Annotated in this window: 13 protein-coding genes; 4 read left to right on the top strand and 9 right to left on the bottom strand. The window is 67.2% G+C overall.

The window, feature by feature from the left end:
• The 5 genes from A5624_RS24005 to ctaD all read right to left on the bottom strand — a co-directional run.
• A partial coding sequence (locus tag A5624_RS24005) for an enoyl-CoA hydratase (RefSeq protein ID WP_156748740.1) occupies positions 1 to 739 on the bottom strand: 739 nt, incomplete at its 3' end.
• A complete protein-coding gene (locus tag A5624_RS24000) occupies positions 736 to 1,578 on the bottom strand; it encodes an NUDIX hydrolase (RefSeq protein WP_066872084.1) in 843 nt (280 codons plus the stop codon). The genes A5624_RS24005 and A5624_RS24000, both read right to left, overlap by 4 nt.
• Positions 1,575 to 2,402, bottom strand: a complete 828-nt coding sequence (locus tag A5624_RS23995) for an ABC transporter ATP-binding protein (RefSeq protein WP_156748742.1) — start codon at positions 2,400 to 2,402, stop codon at positions 1,575 to 1,577. The genes A5624_RS24000 and A5624_RS23995 overlap by 4 nt, the downstream gene beginning before the upstream one ends.
• A gap of 116 nt (positions 2,403 to 2,518) precedes the next feature.
• The gene (gene serB / locus A5624_RS23990) at positions 2,519 to 3,760 is read right to left on the bottom strand and encodes a phosphoserine phosphatase SerB (RefSeq protein WP_066872081.1); all 1,242 of its coding nucleotides are present in this window, start codon (positions 3,758 to 3,760) and stop codon (positions 2,519 to 2,521) included.
• Positions 3,761 to 3,775: 15 nt separating this feature from the next.
• Positions 3,776 to 5,536, bottom strand: a complete 1,761-nt coding sequence (ctaD, locus tag A5624_RS23985) for a cytochrome c oxidase subunit I (protein ID WP_231997702.1) — start codon at positions 5,534 to 5,536, stop codon at positions 3,776 to 3,778.
• 177 nt (positions 5,537 to 5,713) lie between these two features.
• On the opposite strand from ctaD, the gene A5624_RS23980 reads away from it, so the two are divergent.
• Positions 5,714 to 6,808, top strand: a complete 1,095-nt coding sequence (locus A5624_RS23980) for an iron-siderophore ABC transporter substrate-binding protein (protein ID WP_066872076.1) — start codon at positions 5,714 to 5,716, stop codon at positions 6,806 to 6,808.
• Positions 6,809 to 6,927: 119 nt separating this feature from the next.
• Positions 6,928 to 7,968: an NAD(P)-dependent alcohol dehydrogenase gene (locus A5624_RS23975; RefSeq protein WP_066872073.1), complete on the top strand. Its 1,041-nt coding sequence runs from the start codon at positions 6,928 to 6,930 to the stop codon at positions 7,966 to 7,968.
• 22 nt (positions 7,969 to 7,990) lie between these two features.
• Here the strand turns inward: A5624_RS23975 and A5624_RS23970 are convergent, their stop codons facing one another.
• Positions 7,991 to 8,416 carry a DUF3349 domain-containing protein gene (locus tag A5624_RS23970; protein WP_066872070.1) on the bottom strand — a complete coding sequence of 142 codons (426 nt, stop codon included), beginning with the start codon at positions 8,414 to 8,416 and terminating at the stop codon, positions 7,991 to 7,993.
• 309 nt (positions 8,417 to 8,725) lie between these two features.
• Here A5624_RS23970 and A5624_RS23965 point away from each other — a divergent pair, with 309 nt between their 5' ends.
• Entirely contained in the window at positions 8,726 to 8,986 is a 261-nt protein-coding gene (locus A5624_RS23965; protein WP_156749168.1) for a hypothetical protein, read from the top strand.
• A 37-nt stretch (positions 8,987 to 9,023) separates the two neighbouring features.
• On the opposite strand, the gene A5624_RS29295 is transcribed toward A5624_RS23965, so the two are convergent.
• The 3 genes from A5624_RS29295 to nrdF form a co-directional block, all read right to left on the bottom strand.
• Complete coding sequence (locus A5624_RS29295) at positions 9,024 to 9,158, bottom strand: hypothetical protein (protein ID WP_255361666.1); 135 nt, start codon at positions 9,156 to 9,158, stop codon at positions 9,024 to 9,026.
• Between the two features lie 387 nt (positions 9,159 to 9,545).
• Positions 9,546 to 9,704, bottom strand: coding sequence for a hypothetical protein (locus A5624_RS28745; protein ID WP_165827780.1), 159 nt, complete (start codon positions 9,702 to 9,704; stop codon positions 9,546 to 9,548).
• A 244-nt stretch (positions 9,705 to 9,948) separates the two neighbouring features.
• On the bottom strand, positions 9,949 to 10,923 hold the full coding sequence (gene nrdF, locus A5624_RS23960) for a class 1b ribonucleoside-diphosphate reductase subunit beta (protein WP_197497868.1): 975 nt from the start codon (positions 10,921 to 10,923) through the stop codon (positions 9,949 to 9,951).
• Between the two features lie 181 nt (positions 10,924 to 11,104).
• Between nrdF and A5624_RS23955 the strand changes: the two genes are divergently transcribed.
• On the top strand, positions 11,105 to 11,200 hold a 96-nt coding region (locus A5624_RS23955), incomplete at its 3' end, for an SRPBCC family protein (RefSeq protein ID WP_197507977.1).

The following is an 11,200-nucleotide window of genomic DNA, read 5'->3' as shown; positions in this document are numbered from 1 at the left end:
CGCCACCGCCCTGACCAGCGGAGAACACCTCGACGTAGCGGCGGCGTTCGGCGGCGAGCCGCTCGGCCAGCCCCAGGTCGAAGACGTCGTTGATCCCGGCCTTGGCGGCGGCCAGCGCGTGCCGCGGCCCGTCGAGAAAACGGCGCGCCCACCCCGCGGCGGCGTCATAGACGTCGTCGGGGGCCACCATTTCGTCGATGAGGCCCAGCGCCAGCGCCTCTTCGGCATCGAAAAACCGGCCGCTGAACACCAGCTCCTTGGCCTTGCTCGCGCCGGCCGCCCGGGTCAGGCGGGTCATCGCATCGCCGCCGGGCACCAGGCCGGCCAGGATTTCGGTAGCGCCGAACTTCACGTTGTCCCCGCTGATCCGCCAGTCGGCGGCCAGGGCCAGCGTGAGGCCGGCGCCCAGCGCGTATCCGGTGATCGCGGCCACCGTCGGCTTGGGGATCGCCGCCACGGCGTCGATCGCCTCTTGGCGCACCCGCGCCACGCTGTCGGCCTCGGCGCCCCGCAGCGTCCGCAGCTCGGGCATGTCGTCGCCGGCGGAGAAGATCTCGTGGCCGCCGAACAGGATCACCACGGCGACGTCGTCGCGCCGCCCCAGTTCCTCGGCGGCCGCGATGACCTCCCGATACACCTGGCGGGTCATCGCGTTCGTCGGGGGCCGCGACAGCAGCAACATGGCCAGCCCGGCGTCTTGGGAGCCGTCGGAGACCACCACGCTGACGAACTCGCTCAATGCCGCCATCCCAGGCCACCCGCTTCCCGCGCCTGGTGGTAGCGGTCGGAGTCGAAGAACTCGAACACCCAGTTGTCGCCCTGGATCTCCAGGTGCGGCTGCACGGGCACGATCTGGCGCTCGACGGCCAGCACCTCCGCAACGGTCCGGCCCGCCAGCGAGTCCAGCTGCGTCCAGGTCGGGGGCAGCAAGAAGCTGCGGCCGGCCGTGAAGTCGTCGATCGCGGCCTCCGGCGTCGTCCAGCCCGCCCGATCGGATTCGGTGTTGTCGCCGTCGGCGCGCTGCCCCCGCGGCAGGGCGCCCACGAAGAAGTAGGTGTCGTAGCGGCGGGTGCGCTCGGCCTCCGGCGTGACCCAGTTGGCCCACGGCCGCAACAGATCCGAGCGCAGCTCCAGGTTCTCCCGGCGCAGGAAGTCCGCGAAGGACAACGTGCCGTCGGCCAGCGCGCGGCGGGCCTGGCCGTAGACCGAGGCGTCGTCGACGATGCTGTTCGGCGCCGAAACGGCCTGGCCCGCCGGCCCGGCAAACAGCACCCCCGACTCCTCGAACGTCTCGCGGGCCGCGGCGCAGACCAGTGCCTCGGCCAGGTCGGGTTCGATGCCGAAGCGCTGGGCCCACCACTGCGGCGGCGGGCCGGCCCACGCGATATCGGCGTTGCGGTCGCGTTCGTCCACACCGCCGCCGGGGAACACCATCGTCCCCGCGGCGAATTCCATTTTCGCGTGCCTGCGCATGAGGAAAACCGCTAGCCCGGTTTGGGAGCCCGCCGGTTCGTCGCGCACCAGCATCACGGTGGCGGCCGGCCGGGCGACCAGCGGGGCTTCGTCGGGTGACGTCATAGCGGCCTCCGGTGGGCTGCGCGGGTGCGGACTCGCCGGGCGAAATAGCGCCCGTCGACGACGTCGAGGGCGATCGCCTGGCCGAACGCGGTGGACAGATTCTCGGCGGTCAGCACGTCGGTCAGCAGGCCCGCGGCGACCACCTCGGCTTCCGAGAGCAGCATGCAGTGACTGAACCCGGGCGGTATCTCCTCGACGTGGTGGGTGACCAGCACCAGCGCGGGCGCGTCGGGGTCGCCGGCCAGGTCGGCCAGCCGGGCGACCAGCTCCTCGCGGCCGCCCAGGTCCAGGCCGGCGGCGGGCTCGTCGAGCAGCAGCAGCTCGGGGTCGGTCATCAGCGCACGCGCGATCAACACCCGCTTGCGCTCGCCCTCAGACAACGTTCCGTAGGTGCGGTCCGCCAGGTGCTCGGCGCCCAGGCTTTCCAGCATGTCGATCGCGCGTTGGTAGTCGACGTCCTCGTAGCGCTCTCGCCACCTGCCCAGCACCGCGTAACCGGCCGAGACGACGAGATCGCGCACCACCTCGTCGGTGGGGATGCGCTGGGCCAGGGCGGAGGAGCTCAGCCCGATCCGGGACCGCAACTCGGTCACGTCGACCCGGCCCAGCCGCTCGCCGAGCACGAAAGCGACGCCGGACGAGGGATGTTCGGCCGCCGCCGCGATCCGCAGCAGCGAGGTCTTGCCCGCCCCGTTGGGCCCGACGATCACCCAGCGTTCGTCGAGTTCGACCGCCCAGTCCAGCGGCCCGACCAAGACGTTGCCGCCACGCTTCAGCGATACCTGCCTGAAATCGAGCAGCAGATCGGGGTCGGCTTCCTCCACCGTCTGGTCGGCTCGACGCTCGGAGTCTCTCGACTCCTCGGGAATCACCTCCGGCTTCCGTTTTCGGGCACCCGACCATCGTGCCGTACCGCGGCGCCCGAATAGCTGCCGGGTCGCTAGGGGCCCGGCGGGATTTCCACCCGCCGGACCTCGCCGTCGATCGCGTCGGCGGCCTCGATTTCGCCGCGGGTCACACCCAACAGGAACAGCACGGTGTCCAGGTAGGGGTGACTCAGCGACGCATCCGCGACCTCACGCAGCGCGGGCTTGGCGTTGAACGCGATGCCCATCCCGGCGGCGGCCAGCATGTCGATGTCGTTGGCGCCGTCGCCCACAGCGACGGTCTGCGCCATCGGCACCCCGGCCTGGTGCGCGAAATCCCTTAGGGCCGTGGCCTTTCCGGCCCGGTCGACGATGGGGCCGACCACCCGGCCGGTGAGTTTGCCATCGACGATCTCGAGCTCGTTGGCCGCGACGTAGTCCAGCATCAGCTCGTGTGCCAGCGGCTCGATGATGCGCCGGAATCCCCCGGAGACCACGCCGCAGTGATAGCCCAGCCGGCGCAAGGTGCGCAGCGTGGTCCGGGCGCCGGGCATCAGTTCCAGCTGGTCGGCGACCTCGTCGATCACGCTGGCGGGCAGCCCCGCCAGGGTCGCCACCCGCTGCTCGAGCGACTGCGCGAAGTCCAGCTCGCCGCGCATCGCGGCGTCGGTGATCGCGGCGACCTTGCCCTCGGCGCCAGCCCGGGCCGCCAGCATCTCGATCACCTCGCCCTGCACCAGCGTCGAGTCGACGTCGAACACGATGAGCCGCTTGGCCCGTCGTTCCAGGCTGTAGTCCTCGACGGCCACGTCGACCTGTTCCTCGCTGGACACCCGGTTCAGGGCGGTCCGCAGCGCGGCGTCCGCGCCCGGCGGCACCGACACCCGCAGTTCCAGGCCGATCACCGGATAGTCGGAGACACCGCGGATCAGGTCGATGTTGACGCCGAGGGCGGCCACCTCACGGGCCACCGCGCCGAACGCACTGGCGGTGATGGGCCGGCCGAGCACGAAGATGGTGTGGCTGGAGGGCTCCCGCATGATCGGCACGTCGTCGCTGCGCTCGATGGTCACATCGAGCCCCACGCTGCGGATGGCCGTTTCAACGTCCTCGCGCAACTGCGCGCCGTCGGCGACCTCGGCCGGGCAGCACACCAGCACGCCCAGCGTCAGGCGGTGCCGGATCACCACCTGTTCGACGTTGAGCAACTCGACCCCATGCCGCGACAGCGCCTCGAACAGGGTCGCCGTCACGCCCGGTTGGTCCACGCCGGTGACGGTGATCAGCACCGACACCTTGTTGGGTGGTGCGTTCACTCCGGACAGCCGCCGCTACTGCTCAGGAGTTGAGCGATCGGGTTCGGTTCGTGGGCCGAAGCCCTTCGGTGATTCGAGAGCCGTGGCATGACGGCCCACATGGGCCTCGGCGCGCAGCCGCTCCACCATGTGCGGGTAGTGCAACTCGAATGCCGGTCGCTCCGAACGGATTCGAGGCAGCTCGGTGAAGTTGTGCCGCGGCGGCGGGCAGCTGGTCGCCCATTCCAGGGAGTTGCCGTAGCCCCACGGGTCGTCGACCGTGACGACCTCGCCGTAACGCCAGCTCTTGAAGACGTTCCAGACGAACGGGAACATCGACGCGCCCAGGATGAAGGCGCCGACCGTTGAGGCGACGTTGTAGGGCTGGAAGCCGTCGCTGGGCAGGTAGTCCGCGTAGCGGCGTGGCATGCCCAGGTCACCCAGCCAGTGCTGCACCAGGAACGTGGTGTGGAACCCGATGAAGGTCAGCCAGAAGTGCAACTTGCCCAGCCGCTCGTCGAGCAGCCGGCCGGTCATCTTCGGGAACCAGAAGTAGATGCCGGCGTAGGTGGCGAACACGATGGTGCCGAACAGCACGTAGTGGAAGTGCGCGACCACGAAATAGCTGTCGGTGACGTGGAAGTCCAGCGGCGGGCTGGCCAGCATCACGCCGGTCAGACCACCCAGCAGGAAGGTGATGAGGAAGCCGACCGAGAACAGCATCGGCGTCTCGAAGGTGATCTGCCCCTTCCACATCGTGCCGATCCAGTTGAAGAACTTGATCCCCGTCGGCACCGCGATCAGATACGTCATGAATGAAAAGAACGGCAGCAGAACGGCTCCGGTGGCGAACATGTGGTGCGCCCACACCGCGACCGACAGGGCGGCGATCGACAGGGTGGCGTACACCAGCGTGGTGTAACCGAACACCGGCTTGCGCGAGAACACCGGGATGATCTCGGTGACGATGCCGAAGAACGGCAACGCGATGATGTACACCTCGGGATGCCCGAAGAACCAGAACAGGTGTTGCCACAACAAGACTCCGCCGTTGGCGGCGTCATAGACGTGGGCGCCCAGATGTCGGTCGGCGGCCAGCCCGAACAGCGCCGCGGTCAGGATCGGGAAGGCGATCAGGATCAGGATCGAGGTCACCAGGATGTTCCAGGTGAAGATCGGCATCCGGAACATCGTCATGCCGGGCGCGCGCATGCACACCACGGTGGTGATCATGTTGACCGCACCCAGGATGGTGCCCAGACCGGCGACGATCAGGCCGGTGATCCACAGGTCTCCCCCGGCGCCGGGTGAGTGCACGGCGTCGGACAGCGGCGTGTAGGCGGTCCAGCCGAAGTCGGCGGCGCCGCCCGGGACGATGAAGCCGGACGCCGCGATCAGCCCGCCGAACAGGAACAGCCAGTACGAGAAGGCGTTCAGCCGCGGAAAGGCCACGTCGGGCGCACCGATCTGCAGCGGCAGCACCAGGTTGGCGAAACCGAACACCACCGGGGTGGCATAGAGCAGCAGCATGATCGTGCCGTGCATGGTGAACAGCTGGTTGAACTGCTCATTCGACAGGAACTGCAGCCCGGGAGCGGCCAGCTCGGTGCGCATCAGCAACGCCATCAGCCCGCCTATGAAGAAGAAGGCGAAGCAGGTGACCGTGTACATGATGCCGATCAACTTGTGATCGGTCGTCGTGATCAGTTTGTAGACGAGGTTCCCTTTGGGGCCCATCCGGTCCGGATACGGACGAACGGCCTCGAGTTGTCCCAAAGGGGGCGCTTCGGCTGTCAACAGCTTCTCCAAACATCCAGATCGGACACTGGCCCAAAAATCGGTATTGAGACGAATCTTAGCCGTCGATCATGACGACGTCAGGGCTGGTCCTACAAACTGTCGTAAACGGCTCACCGGCGCGGCCCGCCCGTCGGCGCGGCCGCGCCGAGCTGGCCGGATGTTAGCGTCTGACGCGTGTTGTTCGGCGTGATCAGACCCGCCCGGCTGACCGCGGCGACGGCGGCGGTCATCCTGGCCTGCGGCGGCTGCGGATCCGACCAGCCCGCCGGGCAGCCGACCCATTCGCTCGTCACGCCCACCACCCAGATCGCCGGCGCCGGCGTGCTCGGAAACGACCGCCGGCCCGACGAGTCATGCGCACGCGATCCCGCCGAGGCCGACCCGGGCCCGGCCAAGCGGCAGGCGCACAACGCGGCGGGCGTCGCCCCGGACATCGTGCAGGTGCCTGCCGATCCCCAGCGCATCGTGGTGCTCTCCGGCGACCAGCTCGACACGCTGTGCGCGCTGGGCCTGCAATCGCGGGTGGTCGGCGCCGCCCTGCCGGACGGCTCGCCGAGCCAGCCCGCCTATCTGGGCGGCGCGGTGCAGGGCGTGCCCGGTGTCGGCAGCCGCTCCCACCCGGACGTGAAGGCGATCGCGGCCGCCCACCCCGATCTGATCCTGGGCTCGCAAGCGTTGACCCCGACGCTGTATCCGCAGCTGGCCCCGATCGCGCCGACGGTGTTCACCGCCGCGCCGGGCGCGGCCTGGCAGGACAACCTGCGCGCCGTCGGAGCCGCCACCGGCCGCGGCGCCGCGGCGGACGGGCTGGTCACCGGCTTCTCGCAGCGGGCGACCGACGTCGGCGCGCGGCACGACGCCTCCCACTATCAGGCGTCGATCGTGCAGCTGACGGCCGGCACCATCCGGGTCTACGGCGCCAACAACTTCTCGGCCAGCGTGCTCGGCGCGGTCGGCGTCGACCGGCCCGCCTCGCAGCGGTTCACCGACAAGCCCTACATCGAGATCGGCGCCTCCGACGCGGACCTGGCGAAGAATCCGGATCTCTCGATCGCCGACGCCGACGTGGTGTACCTGTCCTGCGCCACCCCGGCCGCCGCCGATCGGGCCGCGACGATCCTGGACAGCAACCCGTGGCGCAAGCTGTCGGCCAACCACGACAACCGGGTCTACGTCGTCAACGACGAGATCTGGCAAACCGGCGAGGGCCTGATCGCGGCCCGCGGCATCGTCGACGACCTGCGCCTGGTGAACGCCCCGATCAACTGACCACGACCGGCCGGTACGCACTCGTCGCCATAAGGTGATATTCGCCGCCTCGGATGGCGGAAGAACTTTTACCCTAGCTAAACTTCTTGAAGACGTATCGAATCGAAGAGGGACTTTTCATGAGCACAGTTTCGGCGTACGCGGCCACCTCGCCGACGGCACCGTTGACCAAGACAACCATCGAGCGGCGCGAGCCGGGTCCGCACGACGTGGCGATCGACATCAAGTTCGCCGGAATCTGCCACTCCGACATCCACACGGCCAAAGGCGAATGGGGAACACCGAGTTACCCGCTGGTCGTCGGCCACGAGATCGCCGGCGTCGTGACCGCGGTGGGCTCCGCGGTCACCAAGCACAAGGTGGGCGACCACGTCGGGGTGGGCTGCATGGTGAACTCCTGCGGTCAGTGCCGCAGTTGTCAGGCCGGCCTGGAGCAGTACTGCAGCCGGGGCACGATCTTCACCTACAACGCCACCGACAAGGACGGCACGATCACCCAGGGCGGCTACAGCCAGGCGATCGTCGTCAACGAGAACTTCGTCCTGCACATCCCCGATTCGCTGCCGTTGGACAAGGCGGCGCCGCTGCTGTGCGCGGGCATCACGCTGTTCTCGCCGCTGCGGCACTGGAAGGCCGGCCCGGACACTCGCCTGGCGATCATCGGCCTGGGCGGGCTGGGCCACATGGGCGTCAAGCTCGGGGCGGCGATGGGCGCCGAGGTGACGGTCCTGTCGCAATCGCTGAAGAAGATGGAAGACGGTCTGCGACTCGGCGCCAAGCACTACTACGCCACCGCCGAGCGCGAGACCTTCAAGGAGCTGCGCAACAGCTTCGACCTGATCCTGAACACCGTCTCGGCGAACCTGAACCTCAACGACTATCTCAGTCTGCTCGACGTCGACGGCACGCTCGTTGAATTGGGCATTCCCGAGCACCCCATGGAGGTGGGCGCGTTCTCGCTGGCGCTGGCGCGCCGCAGCCTGTCCGGGTCGAACATCGGCGGCATCGCCGAAACCCAGGAGATGCTGGACTTCTGCGCCGAGCACAACGTGACGCCGGAAATCGAGCTGATCGAGCCCGACTACATCAACGAAGCCTACGAGCGCGTCCTGGCCAGCGACGTGCGCTACCGCTTCGTCATCGACATCTCAAAGCTGTAGGGCATCAGGAAGCTGACGGGCCCTACAGCGCGACGCCCGGCGCGTTCTCGGAAGCAGCACTGCGCGCGGCGATTTCGGCGGCCTCTCCCCATTCGTCGCCGGGGATGACTTCGCTGACGTCGATGCCGGCCAGCGGCCACCCGACGGCCGCCAGGGTGGACGCCACCCGGATGATGTTTTCCGGCCCGGCGTCGTAGTGCGTCATGTCGGAGATGAAATGGGCGATCTCGTCGCGCTCGATCACGCCGTCGGCGATCGCCGGGGATCCGTCCGCGGTGATGTTGCGCACCACCTCGGCGATCTGCTCCTCGGTCAGCGGGGTGCTGCGCAGCAGCGCCAACAGCGGCACCCGGTCGGGCCCGGGGACGCCCTCGGGGTAGCCGGCGCGCAGCCAGCGAAGTACCGAACGGCAGAAGTTGGCGGTGGCAGAGGCGGCGGTATTCGTCACCCCACCAGTGTCAGGGCTGTCGTGTCACCCGCGCCAGCGGGTGAAAAGCGGCGCGCGCACAATTCATACGCCGTTCATTACCCGAACATGTCCGCTACCAAAAAGCGCGCGGCGGACGGATCCACAGCGGCAGTCACGAAACGAATCATGGCGTCCCTGCGAAGGCCGATATGCGAAACTGCGCGGCCCGGAGGGGCGATGGCCTTTGGAGCGACGCGACGATTGGGTATGCAGGACTTGTACGAGCAATTGATGGTTCAGTCGTAATCGTCTGGGAGACAAGTGCAACTCGATGTAATCGCCACCGCAATGACCGCGACGGGCGCGCCGCTCATCGTCTCCGGGATACTCGGGGTCGGCGAGATCGCGATCGGCGCCTATCAGCACCAGCGGACAAACAGGGTGGCCGGAAACCTCAACATGATTGCCGGGGGCCTGGGACTGCTGGCCACGATCGGCGCGACGACAGGACAGCTCGAAATCGCCCTTCCCGCAGCAATATTGGGCGGCGCAGCTGTCGGCATCAATCTCGTTAACCAGACCCGCCAGCAGCACCGGCAGAGCGCATAGCCGTCGGGCCGCGGGCTCATGTCGGCTGGCCGGCGCCTCATTCGCCGGCGGTTGGAGCGTCACTTCCCGTGGATGAGGGCTCCGTGGACTCCACGTCGGAGCCCTCTTCGTCGTCGGTGGCTTGGGGCGGTTGTTCGTCGCCCTCTGGCGGCGGCTGTTCGGCGGTGGTCACGTGGCTCTCCCGTCCAGAAACGATTTCGCGTGCCAGATACCCGGGCGGGCCACGCGGGAAACCGAGCGCTGCGGTCGAACCGCCCAGCAGTCCCGGCCCTCGTCCTCGCGTCGAGGAACGTGCATGAGAACGCCACTGCAGATCTAGCCGACGTGCCGCTGGCGGCTAATGCGAGTGATCGCGCGGGAAGCCAAGCAGTGCGGGCTACAAAGCAACGTCGGAGGCCCGCGGTAAGTCGGGTACGGGTATTTTCCGCTTCGGGCTTATTAGCGGTCGAGTCAATAATCGGCTGGTATCCACAATCGTGAGAAAGCAGATCGCGGGAAACCCAATCCGCGTTTGCCAGTCGCTAGCAACTGCTTAACGAGGCGACAGTGATCGGCCGAGTCAGCCAACACCTTCCGAGCTCTGCTCGGTGGCGCAGTGGACCATCCGCTCGCTCAGCTGGATCAGCGGGTCTTCATACCCACCGGGCATGGTGTAGGCCAATCGGCGCAATTCGACGGCAAACTCGTACAGATGCTGGGTCAGCAACGCGACGGTCATAAGGCGGCAGTGACGATCTTTGCGGTGACGGTAGCTACGCGGAACAACATAATTCCCAAACTTCCCCCTATAGGCGACCCAGATGTTTGGCGACGTGTCCCGATTCGTCGATGGCAGCGTAATCGCTCCCGCATCTAATTACAACCGGGTTTGTAAAAACTCCCGCTCGGCCGTACCGAGCGGACCCAATAAGCCTCCGGCCGGCCGACCGTGCAAGACGGACCAGCTATGCGAGCTGCGGTTGCTAGAAGTCCCAGTCCTCGTCCTCGGTGACGACGGCCTTGCCGATCACGTAGGACGAGCCCGAGCCGGAGAAGAAGTCGTGGTTCTCGTCGGCGTTGGGTGACAGCGCCGACAGGATCGCCGGGTTGACGTCGGTCTCGTCGCGCGGGAACAGCGCCTCGTAGCCGAGGTTCATCAGCGCCTTATTGGCGTTGTAGCGCAGGAACTTCTTGACGTCCTCGGTCAGCCCGACCTCGTCGTAGAGGTCCTGGGTGTACTCCACCTCGTTGTCGTAGAGCTCGAAGAGCAACTCGTAGGTGTAGTCCTTGAGCTCCTGCTTGCGCGCGTCGTCCACCAGGGCCAGGCCGCGCTGGAACTTATAGCCGATGTAATAGCCGTGCACGGCCTCGTCGCGGATGATCAGCCGGATCATGTCGGCGGTGTTGGTCAGCTTGGCCCTGCTCGACCAGTACATCGGTAGGTAGAAGCCGGAGTAGAACAGGAAGCTCTCCAGCAGCGTGGAGGCGACCTTGCGCTTGAGCGGCTCGTCGCCCTTGTAGTACTGCATGACGATCTCGGCCTTGCGCTGCAGGTTGGGGTTCTCCTCCGACCAGCGGAAGGCGTCGTCGATCTCGGCGGTCGAGCACAGCGTGGAGAAGATGTTGCTGTAGCTGCGGGCGTGCACCGACTCCATGAACGCGATGTTGGTGTACACCGCTTCCTCGTGCGGGGTCAGCGCGTCGGGGATGAGGCTGACCGCCCCGACCGTGCCCTGGATGGTGTCCAACAGGGTCAGGCCGGTGAACACGCGCATGGTCATCTGCTTCTCGTGGGCGGTCAGGGTGCCCCATGACGGCAGGTCGTTGGACACCGGCACCTTCTCCGGCAGCCAGAAGTTGCCGGTCAGCCGGTCCCAGACCTCGGCGTCCTTGTCGTCTTGCAGCCGGTTCCAGTTGATCGCCGAAACGCGGTCGATCAGCTTCATGTTTTCGGACACCAGAACCCCACTTCACACGCCGTTTTGCCGGATGAATCTCAGGCTCCAGACACTACCCCTGGGGTGCGACAAGCGACGGCAACACAACAACTTGTGTTTGCGTGTCGCAAGCGCCCCCCGGCGCACCGTCGGTTCCATTCCGTTCTCCAGTATCGCGCGCCAAGGATGTACCATTTGGTACATGTTTACCGAAGACAGCGTCGAGATCGACGCACCGCCCCGACTCGTCTGGGACGTCTTCACCGACGTCGAGCACTGGCCGGACTGGACCGCCTCG

It is taken from the genome of Mycobacterium sp. 1482292.6, from assembly GCF_001672995.1.
GTDB classification, from domain to species: domain Bacteria; phylum Actinomycetota; class Actinomycetes; order Mycobacteriales; family Mycobacteriaceae; genus Mycobacterium; species Mycobacterium europaeum_A.
This window is presented reverse-complemented; position numbering and strand designations above follow the sequence as displayed.